The 16,522-nt window shown below is 71.8% G+C and carries 16 protein-coding genes and 2 pseudogenes; 13 read left to right on the forward strand and 5 right to left on the reverse strand.

Annotated elements, in window-relative coordinates:
• The 4 genes and pseudogenes from CITRIK5_RS00760 to CITRIK5_RS12385 form a co-directional block, all read left to right on the forward strand.
• A partial coding sequence (locus CITRIK5_RS00760) for a helix-turn-helix domain-containing protein (protein WP_159833681.1) occupies nucleotides 1–317 on the forward strand: 317 nt, incomplete at both ends.
• A gap of 1 nt (nucleotide 318) precedes the next feature.
• A pseudogene (locus CITRIK5_RS00765) lies at nucleotides 319–417 on the forward strand (IS5/IS1182 family transposase); the annotation flags it as partial.
• Between the two features lie 113 nt (nucleotides 418–530).
• A pseudogene (locus tag CITRIK5_RS00770) lies at nucleotides 531–1,148 on the forward strand (leucine zipper domain-containing protein); the annotation flags it as partial.
• Nucleotides 1,149–1,233: 85 nt separating this feature from the next.
• Nucleotides 1,234–3,027 carry an ABC transporter permease gene (locus CITRIK5_RS12385; protein ID WP_370462555.1) on the forward strand — a complete coding sequence of 598 codons (1,794 nt, stop codon included), beginning with the start codon at nucleotides 1,234–1,236 and terminating at the stop codon, nucleotides 3,025–3,027.
• Between the two features lie 15 nt (nucleotides 3,028–3,042).
• Here CITRIK5_RS12385 and CITRIK5_RS00780 read toward each other — a convergent pair whose 3' ends face one another.
• On the reverse strand, nucleotides 3,043–4,461 hold the full coding sequence (locus CITRIK5_RS00780) for an MFS transporter (RefSeq protein WP_159832869.1): 1,419 nt from the start codon (nucleotides 4,459–4,461) through the stop codon (nucleotides 3,043–3,045).
• A gap of 173 nt (nucleotides 4,462–4,634) precedes the next feature.
• Here CITRIK5_RS00780 and CITRIK5_RS00785 point away from each other — a divergent pair, with 173 nt between their 5' ends.
• The 8 genes from CITRIK5_RS00785 to CITRIK5_RS00820 all read left to right on the forward strand — a co-directional run bounded on the left by CITRIK5_RS00785 (nucleotide 4,635) and on the right by CITRIK5_RS00820 (nucleotide 11,347).
• Nucleotides 4,635–5,198: a hypothetical protein gene (locus tag CITRIK5_RS00785; RefSeq protein WP_158183528.1), complete on the forward strand. Its 564-nt coding sequence runs from the start codon at nucleotides 4,635–4,637 to the stop codon at nucleotides 5,196–5,198.
• Nucleotides 5,198–6,124: an exodeoxyribonuclease III gene (locus tag CITRIK5_RS00790; RefSeq protein ID WP_095353401.1), complete on the forward strand. Its 927-nt coding sequence runs from the start codon at nucleotides 5,198–5,200 to the stop codon at nucleotides 6,122–6,124. The genes CITRIK5_RS00785 and CITRIK5_RS00790 overlap by 1 nt, the downstream gene beginning before the upstream one ends.
• A gap of 26 nt (nucleotides 6,125–6,150) precedes the next feature.
• Complete coding sequence (gene trpS, locus CITRIK5_RS00795) at nucleotides 6,151–7,233, forward strand: tryptophan--tRNA ligase (RefSeq protein ID WP_095353402.1); 1,083 nt, start codon at nucleotides 6,151–6,153, stop codon at nucleotides 7,231–7,233.
• A gap of 189 nt (nucleotides 7,234–7,422) precedes the next feature.
• Nucleotides 7,423–8,184: an ABC transporter ATP-binding protein gene (locus CITRIK5_RS00800; protein WP_095353403.1), complete on the forward strand. Its 762-nt coding sequence runs from the start codon at nucleotides 7,423–7,425 to the stop codon at nucleotides 8,182–8,184.
• A complete protein-coding gene (locus CITRIK5_RS00805; protein WP_095353404.1) occupies nucleotides 8,181–9,464 on the forward strand; it encodes an ABC transporter permease in 1,284 nt (427 codons plus the stop codon). Before CITRIK5_RS00800 ends, CITRIK5_RS00805 begins: the two co-directional genes overlap by 4 nt.
• Nucleotides 9,465–9,522: 58 nt before the next feature.
• The gene (locus CITRIK5_RS00810; protein WP_095353405.1) at nucleotides 9,523–10,125 is read left to right on the forward strand and encodes a hypothetical protein; all 603 of its coding nucleotides are present in this window, start codon (nucleotides 9,523–9,525) and stop codon (nucleotides 10,123–10,125) included.
• Nucleotides 10,126–10,233: 108 nt separating this feature from the next.
• The gene (locus CITRIK5_RS00815; protein WP_095353406.1) at nucleotides 10,234–10,818 is read left to right on the forward strand and encodes a hypothetical protein; all 585 of its coding nucleotides are present in this window, start codon (nucleotides 10,234–10,236) and stop codon (nucleotides 10,816–10,818) included.
• 7 nt (nucleotides 10,819–10,825) lie between these two features.
• Entirely contained in the window at nucleotides 10,826–11,347 is a 522-nt protein-coding gene (locus CITRIK5_RS00820) for a hypothetical protein (protein WP_044659647.1), read from the forward strand.
• Between the two features lie 183 nt (nucleotides 11,348–11,530).
• Here CITRIK5_RS00820 and CITRIK5_RS00825 read toward each other — a convergent pair whose 3' ends face one another.
• The 4 genes from CITRIK5_RS00825 to sdhC form a co-directional block, all read right to left on the reverse strand.
• The gene (locus CITRIK5_RS00825; RefSeq protein WP_010079347.1) at nucleotides 11,531–12,322 is read right to left on the reverse strand and encodes a succinate dehydrogenase iron-sulfur subunit; all 792 of its coding nucleotides are present in this window, start codon (nucleotides 12,320–12,322) and stop codon (nucleotides 11,531–11,533) included.
• Nucleotides 12,322–14,109, reverse strand: a complete 1,788-nt coding sequence (sdhA, locus tag CITRIK5_RS00830; protein WP_078025778.1) for a succinate dehydrogenase flavoprotein subunit — start codon at nucleotides 14,107–14,109, stop codon at nucleotides 12,322–12,324. Before sdhA ends, CITRIK5_RS00825 begins: the two co-directional genes overlap by 1 nt.
• 77 nt (nucleotides 14,110–14,186) lie before the next feature.
• Nucleotides 14,187–14,666, reverse strand: coding sequence for a succinate dehydrogenase hydrophobic membrane anchor subunit (locus CITRIK5_RS00835; protein WP_036314556.1), 480 nt, complete (start codon nucleotides 14,664–14,666; stop codon nucleotides 14,187–14,189).
• Between the two features lie 3 nt (nucleotides 14,667–14,669).
• On the reverse strand, nucleotides 14,670–15,074 hold the full coding sequence (sdhC, locus tag CITRIK5_RS00840; protein ID WP_078025777.1) for a succinate dehydrogenase, cytochrome b556 subunit: 405 nt from the start codon (nucleotides 15,072–15,074) through the stop codon (nucleotides 14,670–14,672).
• A gap of 246 nt (nucleotides 15,075–15,320) precedes the next feature.
• Between sdhC and CITRIK5_RS00845 the strand changes: the two genes are divergently transcribed.
• Nucleotides 15,321–16,472, forward strand: a complete 1,152-nt coding sequence (locus tag CITRIK5_RS00845; protein WP_095353407.1) for a mannose-1-phosphate guanylyltransferase — start codon at nucleotides 15,321–15,323, stop codon at nucleotides 16,470–16,472.
• Nucleotides 16,473–16,522: the final 50 nt, after the last annotated feature.

Here is a 16,522-nt window from a genome sequence, read left to right on the forward strand (position 1 = left end):
CACGTGGCCGCCGAGTTCCGGGTGAGCCGGCCCACGGTGGCCACCTGGGTGGCCCGCTACCGCGCCGAGGGCGAGGCCGGGCTGCTCGACCGGCCCAGCCGTCCGCGCCGTTCACCTGCCCAGCTCGACCCCGAGGTGGTGGCCCAGATCCAGACCCTGCGTCGCAGGGAGAAGTGGTCAGCCCGCCGCATCCATCACCACCTCGTCTCTGAAGGCCACCAGCTGTGCCTGCGCACTGTGGGCAGGTGGCTGCACCGACTGGGCATCTCCCGGTTGCCAGACCTCGCGCCCACGGGTGAGGACCTGCGCCAACGACCNCTGGCGACCCGGTATGACAAGTACGCGATCGTCTACCGGTCCGCTGTGGTCCTGAATGCTGTGATCGCATGGTCCAAACGATTGTCAGACATGCCCTAGGTGTTGTGGGTCATGAGGTTCTTGCCACGGGGTACGGGCTGAGATGAGACGAGCGGGCCTCTCCCGCAGGATGGAAGTTCCTCAACAACCCACCTGCCAGAAGAGACCCGCTCATGACTCACGCTAACGCACCCCTGACCCCGACCGGCCGTCTCAGGATGGTCCACCGCCACCTGCACGACGGGATCCCGCAGTCCCACGTGGCCGCCGAGTTCCGGGTGAGCCGGCCCACGGTGGCCACCTGGGTGGCCCGCTACCGCGCCGAGGGCGAGGCCGGGCTGCTCGACCGGCCCAGCCGTCCGCGCCGTTCACCTGCCCAGCTCGTCCATCACCACCTCGTCTCTGAAGGCCACCAGCTGTGCCTGCGCACTGTGGGCAGGTGGCTGCACCGACTGGGCATCTCCCGGTTGCCAGACCTCGCGCCCACGGGTGAGGACCTGCGCCAACGACCGCAGAAGATCACCGCCCGCGGCCCGGGGCACATGGTGCACCTGGACGTGAAGAAGATCGGGAAGATCCCTGACGGGGGCGGCTGGCGTGCTCACGGACGTGAAAGTGAAGCAGGCCGTGCTTCCAAGCGTGGTGCAGGCCGGCGGGTCGGGTACACCTATCTGCACTCGGCGATCGACGGGTTCACCCGCCTGGCGTACACCGAGGCGTTGGAGGACGAGCGGGCGGCCACGACCGTGAGCTTCTACTGCCGGGCGAGGGCGTTCTTCGCCGCCCACGGCCCCCACCACGACGACGGCCCCCGGCCCCGCCTCGCCCGCCCAGCCGCTGCGCCCGCCGGTCACCGCGGCGGCGTCCGCGGAGCGCGTGAGGCGCCGCGGCGTCCTGCTCTACGCCGAGCACCAGCTGCGGAACATGCGCCGCTACGGCGCGGTGCTGATCGTCGGCGCCCTCGGCGAGCCCGTGCTCTACCTGCTGGCCATGGGCCTGGGCCTGGCCCAGCTCATGGGCGGGGGGATGCCGCAGGACGCCCTGGGCGGGGTCTCCTACGTCGCGTTCATCGCCCCGGCGCTGCTGGCCTCGGGCGCGCTGATGACCGCGTCCGTCGAGTTCTCCTACCCGGTGATGGGCGGGTTCCAGTGGCAGCGCACGTACTACGCGGCGCAGGCCACTCCGCTGTCTCCGGCGCAGATCGCCCTGGGCCACCTCGCGGCCGTGAGCCTGCGGTTCGTGTTCCAGGCCGCCGTGTTCCTGCTGGTGATGCTGGCGTTCGGCGTGGTCTCGAGCCCGTGGGCGTGGGTGCAGGTCCTCACCGCCACGCTCGGCGGGCTCGCCGTCGGCGCGCCGATCATGGCGTTCGCGGCCTCCCTGAAGGAGGACAAGGGCCAGTTCGCCACCCTGCAGCGGCTCGTGGTCATGCCCCTGTTCCTGTTCTCCGCCACCTTCTACCCGCTCGAGGCGCTGCCGGTGTGGCTGCGCTGGATCGGCTGGCTCTCCCCGCAGTGGCACGCCGCCCAGCTCGGCCGCGTGCTCTCCTACCGGATGGTCGAGCCGGCCTGGCTCACCGTGGTGCACGTGGCGTTCCTGCTGGCTCTCGCGCTCGGCGGGGCCTGGCTCGCGGTGCGGATCTACACGCGCCGCCTCGGCTGGGTCCGCGGCACCCCGGACCGCGACGCCGTCACGGCCGCCCGTCGCGACCGTGCCCCGCGCCTGGGCCGCCGTGCCCCGCGCCTGGGCCGCCGTGCCGCGCGCACCGGGGCCGCCCGCGCCGACGTCGCACCCGCCACCGCGCAGGCGGACCCGGCCGCGCCGTCGTCGGTGGTGCGGGAACACGCCGTCGCCGTGCCGCCCATGCCCGAGATCCCCGTGCGCCGCGGCCCGCTGGCCGGCGCGTACTCGGGCAACGTGCGCGCGGTGATGGAGCGGGCGTTCCTGTCCCTGAAGTCCAACAACTGGGTGGTGTTCTTCTCCGGGTTCTTCGAGCCCGTGCTCTACCTGGCCTCCATGGGGCTGGGTCTCGGTGCGCTGGTCGGCGACGTGGCCGGCCCGGACGGCACCCCCGTCCCGTACGGCATGTACCTCGCCCCCGCGCTGCTGGCGGTCTCGGCGATGAACGGCGCCATCTACGACTCCACGTGGAACGTGTTCTTCAAGCTGCGCTACGCGAAGACGTACCAGACCATGCTCTCCACGCGGCTGGGCCCGCTGGACGTGGCACTCGGGGAGATCGCGATGGCGCTGCTGCGCGGGCTGATCTACGCGGTCGGCTTCCTGATCGTCATGACCGCGGCCGGGCTCGTCACCTCCTGGACGGCGCTGCTCATGATCCCCGGCGCCCTGCTCGTGGCGCTGGGCTTCGCCTCCCTCGGCATGGCGGTGACGAGCTGGATGAAGACGTTCCAGCACATGGACTGGGTCCAGATCGTGCTGATGCCCATGTTCCTGTTCTCGGCCACGTTCTTCCCGCTCGCGGTCTACCCGGAGCCGATCCAGTGGGTGATCCGCGTGTTCCCGCTGTGGCACGCCGTGGAGCTGATGCGCGCGCTCGCGGTGGGCGTGCTGAGCTGGGCGACCGCCGGCCACGTCCTCTACTTCGTGGTGATGGCCGGCGTCGGGGTGTGGCTGGCCGCCCGCCGGCTCGGCGCGCTGTTCCTGCGCTGAGGCCCCGCGGGCCGGTCAGGCCGCGCGCGCCGCGCGGCGCCGCCGGACCACGTCCAGGGCCGCGACCGCGGCGGTGAGCGCCCAGCACACGGCCACCATGCCCATGGCGGTCGAGGCCGCGTGCGCGTACGCCGCGGCCGACGGCGGCCCGGCGCTCTCGGCTGCGGCGCCGGCCAGGGCCGCGAAGAACGCGCCCGTCACCACGGACAGGCCCAGGGCGGTGCCGAGGCGCTGCGCCGTCTGGGCGACGCCGCCGGCCGCCCCCGCCTCGTGGCCGGCGACGTCGTCCATCATCAGCACCTGCGTGCTGGTGAGCAGCAGCGCCTGCGAGGCCGACTGCACGATCAGCCCCACCCCCACGATCCACGGCGACCACGCGCCGGCCGCGCTGCGCTCGAACGCGAGCGCGAGCACCCCCAGCGACACGAGGCCCACCAGAGCGCCGAGCAGCACGAGCACGGGCCCGCGCCGCTGCACCATCGAGCCCACCCACGGGGACAGGGAGGCCACGACGACGGCGCCGGGCAGGCCCACGAGGCCGGCCTCGAGCGGCGTGAACCCCATGCCGCGCTGCAGGAAGATCGCCACGATCGCGAACACCGCCGGCATGGTGGCCAGGTAGACGGTGGACTCGAGCGCGCCGATCGTGAAGGACGGCCGCCGGAACAGGGCCGGGTCCACCATGGGCTGCACGCCGGTGGCCGACGCCCGGGCCTTCACACGCTTCTCCCACAGCCACCACGCCGTCACGAGCGCGGCGGCGAGCACCAGCAGCCAGGCGGTGCCCGGGACGATGAACGGCACCATGAGGCTCACCCCGCCGGCGCCGAGCAGCAGGGCGCCCACCGGGTCGAGCGCCGCGATCCCGCGCGGGCCGGGGGCGGCGGGCAGGCCGTGCACGCGGGTGGGCGGCGGCAGCCAGAGGGCGCCCATCGCGACGGCGGCCAGGCCCACGGGCACGTTCATGAGGAACGTGGAGCGCCAGCCCCACTCGGGGCCGAACGCGCCGAGGAACAGCCCGCCGAGCAGGGGCCCCACGGCCACGCCGAGGCCCACCACGGTGCCGAAGAGCCCGTAGGCCCGCCCGCGGGCGCGGCCGTGGAAGTTCGACTGGATGAACCCGATGACCTGGGGGTTGAACACGCCCGCGCCCAGGCCCGTGAGCAGGCGCCCGGCATTGAGCAGCAGGGTGTCCCCGGCCAGGCCGGAGAGCAGGGAGCCGAGCATGTACAGCGTGATGCCCGCCAGGAACAGGCTCTTGCGGCCCCACAGGTCGCCGGCGCGGCCCGCGGCCACGAGCACGGTGCCGAACGTCAGCGTGTACCCCGCCAGCACCCACTGCAGATCCGCGCTCGTGGCGTCCAGGCCCGACTCGATGGCCGGCAGCGCCACGTTCACCACGGACACGCTCATCAGCGCGAGGAAGAGCGGCATGAGCAGTGCGGTGAGGATGCGGCGCTGCCGGCCATCGAGTCGGGCCTGGACGCCACGAGCGCGGGGGTCATCGCCTCAGGATAGGCGCCGACGCGGGCCGCCCGATTCGGAGCGCACCCCGCGATGCGGGATGATGGAGGGCAGACCCCACGAGCCCCTCCGGAGGAGCACCCATGTCCCAGTCCCTGACCCCCGGTCCCGACGGCGCGCGCCGCGGCCCCCGCGCCGGCCTGCGCGTGGGATCGCTCGGCTTCGTCGCGATGATCGTCATCCTGATCGTGGCGATCATCTTCGCCGCGAACCAGAACGACGTGATCGGGTGGCTCGTGGTCGCCCTCGCCGCCGGCTGGCTCGTGTTCGCGGTGGTCGTGTACCTGCAGATGCGCCGCGGCGTCCAGGCCGCGGGCCGCAAGGTGGACACCGCCATGCAGAACGCCCGCGCCGACGTCGCCGCCCTGCGCGGCCGCGACGCCGACGCCGCCGCCCCCGCGGTGGCCCCGCCGGCGCCGGCCGCGGACCCCCTGCGGGACACCAAGCTGGACCACTCGTTCAAGATCGCCCAGGTGCAGGTGCGCGTGGTGCGCGAGCAGCTCGCCGCGGGCGAGGGCATGGACCGCGAGATGGTGGACCGTGCCCTGGAGACCATCGACATCACGGCCTCCAACGCCCGCGACATGATCAAGGAGTCCCGGACCGGCGGCGCCGAGGGCCCGGTGAGCGGGACGGTGATCGGCTGATGACGGCGCTGCCCGAGAAGGACCCCGTCACCGGGAAGTACCCCGAGCCCGCCGAGGGCGAGCCCGTGGTGCACGCCCACGCCGGGGCGCCCAAGGCCGACGGCGCCGTGCGCGTGGCCACCGTGAACGTCAACGGCATCCGCGCCTCGCACCGCAAGGGCATGCGGGAGTGGTTCGCCGGCCGCGGCGTGGACGTGCTCACCCTCCAGGAGGTGCGCGCCCCCGCGGACGTCACGGCGCAGCTGGTCCGCGAGATCGTGGGCGAGGACTGGGACGAGGTGCACCTGGCGGACGCCGTGGCCGCCGCCAAGGGGCGGGCCGGCGTCGCGATCGCCTCGCGGTTCCCGCTCGGCGAGGTCCGCACGGGCATCGCCGACGCCGACGGGTACTTCGACGACGCCGGCCGCTGGATCGAGGCCGACCTGCGCCTGCCGGACGGCTCGCCGCTGACCGTGGTCTCCGCGTACGTGCACTCGGGCGAGGTCGACACCCCGAAGCAGGTGGACAAGTACCGGTTCCTCGACGAGATGGCCCGCCGCCTCTCCGAGCTGGCCGCGGGGGAGGGGCATGCCCTCGTCACGGGCGACCTCAACGTGGGCCACACCGAGCTGGACATCAAGAACTGGAAGGGCAACGTGAAGAAGGCCGGCTTCCTGCCCGAGGAGCGCGCCTACTTCGACCGGTTCTTCGGCGAGCTCGGCTTCACGGACGTGCACCGCGCCCTCGCCGGGCCGGTGCCGGGCCCGTACACGTGGTGGTCCATGCGCGGCAAGGCCTTCGACAACGACGCCGGGTGGCGCATCGACTACCACATGGCGACCGCGGGCCTGGCCGAGCGGGCGACGGCCGCCGTCGTGGACCGCGCCCCGAGCTGGGGCACCCGCTTCTCCGACCACGCCCCCCTCGTGGTCGACTACCAGTTCTGACCGTGCAGGAGAGACCCGAGGCTGAGATGACCATGAAGAAGAACTCCGTGCAGGACGTCCTGGCCCAGGACGCCGCCGCCACCGCCCACCTGGCCGGCGCGTCCGCCCGGCACCGCGTGCTCTCCGGCATGCAGCCCTCGGCGGACTCCCTCCACCTGGGCAACTACCTCGGCGCCCTCGTGAACTGGGAGCGCACCCAGGCCGACTTCGAGGCGTTCTTCTTCATCCCCGACCTGCACGCCATCACCGTGCCGCAGGACCCGGCCGCGCTCGCGGAGCGCACGCGGGTGGCCGCCGCGCAGTTCATCGCCGGCGGCATCGACCCCGAGCGCTCCACGCTGTTCGTCCAGTCCCAGGTGCCCGAGCACGCGCAGTTGGCGTGGGTGCTGACCTGCATGACCGGCATGGGCGAGGCCATGCGCATGACCCAGTTCAAGGACAAGTCCGCCAAGCAGGGCGCGGACGCGGCCGGGGTCGGCCTGCTCGCGTACCCCATGCTCATGGCCGCGGACATCCTGCTCTACCAGCCGCATGGCGTGCCCGTGGGCGACGACCAGCGCCAGCACGTGGAGCTCACCCGCGACCTCGCCCAGCGCTTCAACCACCGCTACGGCGAGACGTTCGTGGTCCCGACCGGCTTCTACCCGGAGACCGGCGCGCGCATCTACGACCTGCAGGACCCCACGTCGAAGATGTCCAAGTCCGCGGCGTCCCCGAACGGGCTCATCAACATCCTCGAGGAGCCGAAGAAGACCGCCAAGAAGATCAAGTCCGCGGTCACCGACGACGGCACCGAGGTGCGCTTCGACCGTGAGCTCAAGCCCGGCGTCTCCAACCTGCTGACCATCCTCTCCGCGGTGTCCGGCACGCCGATCCCGCAGCTCGAGGAGGAGTTCGTCGGCAAGATGTACGGGCACCTCAAGGTCGCGGTGGCGGACGCCGTCGTCGAGCGCCTGGCCCCCGTGCGCGAGCGCGCCCTCGCGCTGCTGGACGACCCCGCCGAGCTGGACCGCATCCTCGCCTCCGGAGCCGAGAAGGCCCGCGCCGTGGCCACCCCCGTGCTCGAGGACGTCTACGCCAAGGTCGGCTTCCTGCCGCCGCTGCGCTGAGCCGGGCCGCACCGGCCCCGCGGCCCCCCGACGACGGCCCGCGCCCCCGACCTGCGGGGGACGCGGGCCGTCGTGTTTCTCCGACTCGAGGCGGAGGCGGCGGCACGTGCGTGGCTGTCAGGATGGAGGCACTGCCTCCGCTCCTGCCGCAGCGGGGGCGAGCCCCACCGACAGAGGAGTGCCGGAGCCATGTCCACCGCGGTCCCCATCCCCGCCGTCGCCGAGGTCCCACCCGGCGCCGAACCTGTCCTGGAGACGGAGAACCTCGTCAAGGTCTACGGCCGCGGGGCGTCCCGCTTCGACGCGCTGAAGGGCATCACCCTGCAGATCCAGCGCGGCGAGTCCCTGGCCGTCGTCGGCAAGTCCGGCTCCGGCAAGTCCACCCTGATGCACCTGCTGGCGCTGCTGGACCAGCCCTCCGCCGGCGTCGTCGCGATGGACGGCCGTCCCGTCTCCCAGCTCAAGGCCGCGGAGATCTCCCAGCTGCGCAACGAGCGGTTCGGCTTCGTGTTCCAGCAGTTCTTCCTGAACCCGAACCAGACGGTCCTGGAGAACACCGTGCTGCCGCTGAAGATCGCCGGCGTGGGCCGGGCCCAGCGCACCCGCCGCGGCATGGCGGTGCTCGAGCGGCTCGAGCTCGCGGACAAGGCGAAGAACAAGGCCACGGACCTCTCCGGCGGCCAGAAGCAGCGCGTGTGCATCGCCCGCGCGCTCGTGAACAACCCGACGGTGCTGTTCGCGGACGAGCCCACGGGCAACCTGGACTCCGCCACCTCGGCGGCCGTGGAGGACATCCTCTTCGGCCTGCACCGCGACGACGGCATCACCCTCGTGGTGGTCACGCACGACGACGACCTGGCCGCGAAGTGCGACCGTCGCGTCGAGCTGCAGGACGGCGTGGTCATCGCCGACGAGCGCATCGGCACCGAGCAGGACGGAGCACGGGCATGAAGGCCACCGACGTCGCGGGCACGGCGCTCGCCAACACGATGCGCTCCAAGCTGCGCACCTTCCTCACCGTCGTCGCGATCGTGATCGGCGCATTCACGCTGACCCTCACCACGGGGCTCGGCGCGGGAATCAACAAGTACGTGGACAACGTGGTCGAGGGCTTCGGCAAGCCCGGCGAGCTGACCGTGATGAAGCAGCAGGACATGTCCTCGGCCGGTCCGGCGAGCGGCTCGCCCCAGGAGTACACGGAGCAGGACGCCGCCGGCGGCGAGATGTTCGGCATGCCACTGCTCACCCAGGAGGACCTCGCCGCGATCGAGGACACCGAGCACGTCACCGAGGTGAAGACCTATCGGGTGGCCGAGCCGGAGTACATCCAGGGCCCGGACGACCGCAAGTGGCAGACCGGCTTCATGGGCAGCTCCGGTGAGATCGACATGCTCACCTTCTCCGCCGGCCGTGCCCCCGAGGCCGGCGCCGCGGAGATCGTCATGCCCGAGTCGTGGGTGGAGGACCTGGGCGCCAGCGACGCCGAGGACCTGATCGGCACGGAGCTGACCGTCGTGGCGGCGACCCCGCTGCAGGAGCAGAAGTCCGTAAAGGCCACCGTGGTCGGTGTGACGAAGGCGGCCGCGTCCGGTGCGGGCACCGCCCCGACGCCGTCGGAGTCGCTCGAGCAGGCGATCTACGACATCACGACGGAGGGCCTGCCGGAGTCCCAGCGGGACACCTACTTCCAGGCCACGGCGATCGTGGAGGATCCGGAGGCCAACGAGGACGCCGTGAAGCAGGCGCTGGCCGACCAGGGCCTGCTGGCGCAGACCCTCGAGGAGCAGCTCGGCGTGATCCGCGGCATCATCGACGCCGTCACGTGGGTGCTCACCGGCTTCGCACTCATCGCACTGCTCGCCGCCAGCTTCGGCATCATCAACACCCTGCTCATGGCGGTGCAGGAGCGCACCCGGGAGATCGGCCTCATGAAGGCCCTCGGCATGACCGGCGGGAAGATCTTCGGCCTGTTCACCATGGAGGCCGTCGTGATCGGCCTGCTCGGCTCGCTGATCGGCATCGGCCTGGGCGTCGCCGTCGGACTCATCGCGAACCAGGTGCTGACCACCGGCCCCCTCAGCGGCGTCACCGGCCTGGTCCTGTTCGCGGTCAACCCCCTCGCCCTGCTGCTGATCCTGCTGCTGATCGTGGCCATCGCGTTCATCGCCGGCACCTTGCCCGCCCTGCGTGCGGCCCGGAAGGATCCCATCGAGGCACTGCGGCACGAGTGATCCTGCCGCCGCGCCCGTCACCGCCATCACCGTCACCCACGACACCGAGGAACACTCCATGACCACCGATCGACCGCACCAGGACCCGAACCCGGGCCAGCCCGCCGCGGGCTCCCGCTACGGCACGCAGCCCTACGCGGCCCCGGGCTACGGCGCCCAGCCGGGCAGCCCGTACGGCATCGTCCCGGAGCCGGCCGCGTTCCCCGCGCTCCTGACGCTGACGCTCACGTCGCTCGCGCTGTACGTGCTGTCCTCCCTGCCGGCCCTGTTCGGCGGCGAGGAGAGCATCGAACGCATGCGGGACTCCCTGCGCCAGAGCGGCCTCACCCCCGAGCAGGTGGAGGAGATCGCGCCTGTCGTGGGCGCCTCCGTGACGGTGGGCACGATCATCGTCCTGCTCATCGGCGTGGCCCTGTACGCCCTGGTGTACTTCAACCTCCGCGGGGCCAAGAACTGGGCCCGCATCCTCGGCATCGTCGTCGGGATCCTGGGCACCCTCAGCGCCGTCGGCGGCATCTTCTCCTTCGTGACCTACCCCGGCATCGGCGGCGTGCTGGCCTCCGTGCTCAGCCTGGCGCTGGTGATCGTGAACATCCTGTGGCTGGTCAAGGCCTTCAACCCGCAGGTCGCGGCCTACACCCGTCAGGGCCGCCGCGCCTGACCCCGACGCCGTTCGCCGGCGGCGAGTCCTGGGTCGCCAGCCCTCGCCCCGGCGTCGGCCAGCGGAGACCATGACGACATGGCCTCCGATCATCGACCCCCGCATCCCGTGTCCCCCCACCCCGACGACCTGGACGGCGGCGGGCGGCCCGTGGTGGGCCCGGATGAGGCGCGGCGGCGCATCGCCGGGCACTCCGGCCCGGACGCCCGCCCGCTGATCCGCCCCGACGCCCGCACCCCCGGCGTGTTCCGGGCGCTGCTCGGACTGACGGTGGCGTCCGCGGTCCTCTACGCCGCGTCGATCCTGCGCAACCTCCTCCCGGGCGCGGCCCAGGACATCGCGGACTCGCTGCCCGAGGGCAGCGCGCAGTCGCCCGCGATGACCGCCGAGGCGATCGAGGGCGCCCTCACCGGCAGCGTCTGGTTCGCGACCCTGCTGGGTCTGTCGGTCTACGCGATCGTCCTCGTCGGCCTGACCCGGCACAGCAACACGGCGCGCATCATGGGTGCCCTGTTCGCCTCGATCGCCATCTTCGTGACGCTGCTGGGGGCCATCCGCCTGTTCGTCTTCCCCGCCGGGGACGTGGTGCTGCCCCTGGTCCTGGGCGGGCTGTTCGCGCTCGTGAACGCGGCCTGGCTCGTGTGCGCCTTCAACCCGGGCCTCGCAACGACCTTCCTGCGCCGCCGGGCATGATGGGGGCATGCACCCCCTCGACGACGATCCCCACGAGACCACGGACCCCGCCCCCGATCTCGCGTCGCTGCGTCCCCTGCGCCTGTTCCAGACCGTCACGGCCGTCACGGGCGCACTGAGCGCGGCCGGCGTGGGGGGCGTGCTCGCGCTGCAGTCGACGCCCGGCTACGCCCGCGCCGTGCTGGAGGCGCGCTCCTGGGGCGCGAGCGAGGTCACCGACGCCGACGTCGCCGCGTTCCTCACCCCGGCGGGGGCGTGGCCGGTGGCCGCCGCGGCGGTGGTCGTCCTGACCCTGGTGCTCCTGGCCGGCATCACCCGCCGCATCCGGGCCGTGCGCCCCGTGGGGAGCGTGCTCGTGGTGCTGGGGATGCTCACGGCGGCCTTCTGGATGGTCGACGGTGGACGGATGGTGCAGGACGGGGGAGGGGGGCCGGTCGTGCTGGGTGCCGTCGTCGGGATGCTCGTGTCCAGCGCGGTGTGGCTGCGTGTGGCGCACCGGCGGGAGACGCGCGACGCCTTCGACGTCTGAGCTCGGACCGCCCCCGACTCCGCCTCCGGTCCCGCCCGTCCCCACGCCGAGGCCCGCAGACACGCCGCTACGCCGGGCCGGTGACGGCGCGTCTGCGGGCCTCGGCGGGAGGGGTACCACGCACGACGACGGCGACCCGCCTCCTCGAGCGAGGAGACGGGCCGCCGTCGTGGTGCGGGGGGATCAGAACTGGCGGGCCAGGATGGCCCGCTTCACCTCGGAGATCGCCTTGGTCACCTGGATGCCGCGGGGGCACGCGTCGGTGCAGTTGAAGGTCGTGCGGCAGCGCCACACGCCCTCCTTGTCGTTCAGGATCTCCAGGCGCATGTCGCCGGCCTCGTCACGCGAGTCGAAGATGAACCGGTGCGCGTTGACGATGGCGGCCGGGCCGAAGTACTGGCCGTCCGTCCAGAACACCGGGCAGGACGAGGTGCACGCGGCGCACAGGATGCACTTCGTGGTGTCGTCGTAGATCGCCCGGTCGGCCTGGGACTGGTAGCGCTCCTTGGTGGGCGCGTGGCCCTCGGCGACCAGGAACGGCATGATCTCGCGGTAGGACTGGAAGAACGGGTCCATGTCCACGATCAGGTCCTTCTCCACCGGCAGGCCCTTGATGGGCTCCACCAGGATGGGCTTGGACAGGTCGAGGTCCTTCAGGAGCGTCTTGCAGGCCAGGCGGTTGCGGCCGTTGATGCGCATGGCGTCGGAGCCGCACACGCCGTGGGCGCAGGAGCGGCGGAACGACAGGGTGCCGTCGTGGTCCCACTTGACCTTGTGCAGGGCGTCCAGCACGCGGTCGGTGCCGTACATGGTCAGGCGCCACTCGTCCCAGTAGGACTCCTCGGAGGACTCCGGGAGGTAGCGGCGGACCTTGAGCACGATGTCGAAGCTCTCGACCTCGCCTGCGCCGCCACCGGCGGACTGGGTCTGCGCCTGGGCCACGGGGGCCTCGGTCTCGGTTGCTGAGTGGCTCATCAGTACTTACGCTCCATCGGCTGGTAACGGGTCACGACGACGGGCTTGGTCTCGAAGCGGATGCCCTTGACGCCCTCCATCTCCGCGGTCTCGTCACGGTAGATCATGGTGTGCGCCATGAAGTTCTCGTCGTCGCGGTCGGGGTAGTCCTCGCGGTAGTGCCCGCCGCGGGACTCCTTGCGGCCCAGGGCCGCGAGGGTCATGGCCTCGGCGATGTCCAGGAGGTAGCCCAGCTCCATGCCCTCGAGCAGGTCGAGGTTGAAGCGGTGGCCCTTGTCCTGGACGGACACGTTCTCGTAGCGCCCGCGCAGCTCCTCGATCTTGGCCAGTGCGCGGCGGATCGAGTCCTCGTCGCGGAAGACCTGCATGTCCGCGTCCATGGACTCCTGGAGCTCGGCGCGGATGTCCGCGACGCGCTCGGACCCGGTGGCGGAGCGCAGGTTCTCGATGTGCTCCACGGTCGGCAGCTCGCCGCCCTCGGGCAGCTCCACCCAGTCCGCCTGCGCGGCGTACTCGGCGGCGTAGATGCCGGCGCGGCGGCCGAACACGTTGATGTCCAGCAGCGAGTTGGTGCCCAGGCGGTTGGACCCGTGCACGGACACGCAGGCCACCTCGCCGGCGGCGTACAGGCCCGGCACGACGGTGTCGTTGTCCTGGAGGACCTCGGCCTGGATATTCGTGGGGATGCCGCCCATGAAGTAGTGGCAGGTGGGGAACACCGGCACCGGCTCCGTGTAGGGCTCGACACCCAGGTAGGTGCGGGCGAACTCGGTGATGTCCGGGAGCTTCTCGTCGATGTGCGAGGGCTCCAGGTGCGTCAGGTCGAGCAGCACGTAGTCCTTGTTGGGGCCGGCGCCGCGGCCCTGACGGACCTCCTCGGCCATGGACCGGGCCACGATGTCGCGCGGGGCGAGGTCCTTGATGGTGGGGGCGTAGCGCTCCATGAAGCGCTCGCCGTCCGCGTTGCGGAGGATGCCGCCCTCGCCGCGCGCGGCCTCGGAGAGCAGGATGCCCAGGCCGGCCAGGCCGGTCGGGTGGAACTGCACGAACTCCATGTCCTCCAGCGGCAGGCCCGCGCGGTAGGCGATGGCCATGCCGTCTCCGGTGAGCGTGTGGGCGTTCGAGGTGGTCTTGTACACCTTGCCGGCGCCGCCGGTGGCGAAGATGACCGACTTGGCCTGGAAGACGTGGATCTCGCCGGTGGCCAGCTCGTAGGAGACGACGCCGGCGGTGCGCTTCTGCTTGTAGGCGGTGCCGTCCTCGCGCACGGCGTCCTCCTCCACCAGCAGCAGGTCGAGCACGTAGAACTCGTTGAAGAACTCCACGTTGTGCTTGACGCAGTTCTGGTACAGCGTCTGGAGGATCATGTGGCCGGTGCGGTCCGCGGCGTAGCAGGCGCGGCGCACGGGCGCCTTGCCGTGGTCACGGGTGTGGCCGCCGAAGCGGCGCTGGTCGATCTTGCCCTCGGGGGTGCGGTTGAAGGGCAGGCCCATCTTCTCGAGGTCCAGCACCGCGTCGATGGCCTCCTTAGCCATGACCTCCGCGGCGTCCTGGTCCACCAGGTAGTCGCCGCCCTTGACGGTGTCGAACGTGTGCCACTCCCAGTTGTCCTCCTCGACGTTGGCGAGGGCCGCGCACATGCCGCCCTGGGCCGCGCCGGTGTGGGAACGCGTGGGGTAGATCTTGGTGAGGACGGCGGTGTGCGCGCGCTGACCGGCCTCGATGGCCGCGCGCATGCCCGCGCCGCCGGCGCCGACGATCACCACGTCGTACTTGTGCACCTGCATTCAGGTCTCTCTTTCTGGGTGTCTGTGACGCGGCGGCCGCTCGGGCCGGCCGCACCGCAGGGTGAGCGTTTCCGAGGTCAGCCGCAGAAGGCCGGGGAGCCCTCGAGCAGGGCGCCGGAGGCGTCCACCATGCAGGGATCGAAGGTGAAGATCACCAGGGTGCCGAGGATGATGATCACGGCCGTGGCGATGTACAGGATCATCGTCAGCCAGAAGCGGGCGCTGCCGCGACGGGTGTAGTCGTTGATGATCGTGCGCACGCCGTTGGCGCCGTGCAGCATGGCCAGCCACAGGAGGGCCAGGTCCCAGAACTGCCACAGCGGGTGCGCCCACTTGCCGGCCACGAAGCCGAAGTCGATGGCGTGGATGCCGTCGCCCACCAGCAGGTTGGTGGTCAGGTGCACGGCGATCAGCACGACGAGGAAGACGCCCGAGATGCGCATGAACAGCCAGGCGAGCATCTCGAAGTTGCCGCGGCCGCCGCCGTCGCGCGTGTACTTGGGGTCCAGACGGCGGCTGCGGGGCGCCGCGATGGTGGTCTCAGCGGTGGTGCTCATGGCTCAGTGACCTCCGAGTGCGAGGCTGAAGTGACGGATGGCGAAGCCCAGGGTCAGGACGACCCACAGCCCCAGCACGATCCACAGCAGGGTCTTGTGGTGCTGGGTGCCGCCCTTCCAGAAGTCGACCAGGATGATGCGCAGGCCGTTCAGGGCGTGGAAGATGATCGCCGCGACGAGGCCGGCCTCGCCGAGCGCGAAGTACCACGTCTTGTACGAGCCGATCACGGCGTTGTAGGCCTCGGGGGAGACCCGGACCAGGGCCGTGTCCAGCACGTGGACGAGCAGGTAGAAGAAGATGACGACGCCGGTGACGCGGTGGCCCACCCAGGACCACATGCCGCCGTGGCCCCGGTACAGGGTTCCGCGGCCGTTCTTGGCCGGGGCCTGCGCAGTGGCGCTAGACACGGTTGATACCTCCAGGGGGAATGCACGATCCCGGTCCTCCGCCGTGGGACGACGACGGGCAGGGGCGTGTGCGAGTGGATTCCTCCACCTAGGGTAGACCCTTCCCGCGCCTCCGTGCCCGACCGGGACCCGGGCGACCACTGTGACGCGTGCGGCGCCCCGCCGCCGTCCTGTTCGGTCTGGGCTGTGCCCCGCCTGGGACGCGTCGAGTGGTCCCCCGTCCGGACGGTTCCGTAGTCTGGCCCGGTGAGCACCGATCCGAACCTGACCGATGCCCCGCGCGAGGCCGCGCCGGGCACGGCCCTGTCCCGCTTCCACGCCGTGATCCCCGCCGGGGGCGTGGGCACCCGCCTGTGGCCCCTCTCGCGGGCCGCCGCGCCGAAGTTCCTCCACGACCTCACCGGCTCGGGCCAGACCCTGATCCGTGCCACGTGGGACCGTCTGGCGCCCCTGGCCGCGGGCATGCTCGTGGTGACCGGGGGGGCCCACCGGGAGGCGGTGTGCATGCAGCTGCCGGATCTGGCGGAGACGGATCTGGTGCTCGAGCCCTCGCCCAAGGACTCCGCGGCCGCCATCGGCCTGGCCGCGGCGATCCTCTCCCTGCGTGACCCGGACACGATCATGGGCTCGTTCGCGGCGGATCAGGTGATCTCCCCGGTGGAGGTCTTCCAGGACGCGGTGCGGCAGGCCGTCGAGACGGCGGCCACCGGCCGGATCGTGACCATCGGCATCGAGCCCACGCACGCGGCCACGGGCTTCGGCTACATCCGCCGGGGCCGCCGCCTCCGCGTGGCCGGCGCTCCGGACGCGCATGACGTCGCCGCGTTCGTGGAGAAGCCGGACCTGAAGGTCGCCCAGCAGTACGTGAAGTCCGGCCGCTACCTCTGGAACGCGGGCATGTTCGTGGCGCCCGTGGGCCTCATGCTGGCCCACCTCGAGGAGAACGAGCCCGCGCTGCACGCCGGCCTGATGCAGATCGCCCGCGCGTGGGAGACGCCGGAGCGGGACGAGGTCATGGCCCGGGTGTGGCCCGAGCTGACGAAGACCGCCATCGACTACGCCGTGGCCGAGCCCGCCGCCGCCGTCGGCGACGTGGCCGTGATCCCCGGCTCCTTCACGTGGGACGACGTGGGGGACTTCGCGGCGATCGCCCGCCTGAACCCGGTCAAGGACGCCTCCGGCATCACGGTGATCGGCGACACCCCGCGGGTGTACTCGGACGACGCGTCCGGCGTCGTGGTGACGGACACGAAGCGCGTCATCGCGCTGATCGGCATCGAGGACGTCGTCGTGGTGGACACCGAGGACGCGCTGCTGGTCACCACCACGGAGCACGCGCAGGAGGTCAAGAAGGCCGTCGAGGCGCTCAAGGCCGAGGGCGTGGACGAGGTCCTCTGACCGCGTCCCCGGCCGGGTCCGGTCCGCACCGACCGGCACCCCCGGAGTAG

This window comes from Micrococcus sp. 116, from assembly GCF_902506395.1.
GTDB lineage: Bacteria > Actinomycetota > Actinomycetes > Actinomycetales > Micrococcaceae > Micrococcus > Micrococcus luteus.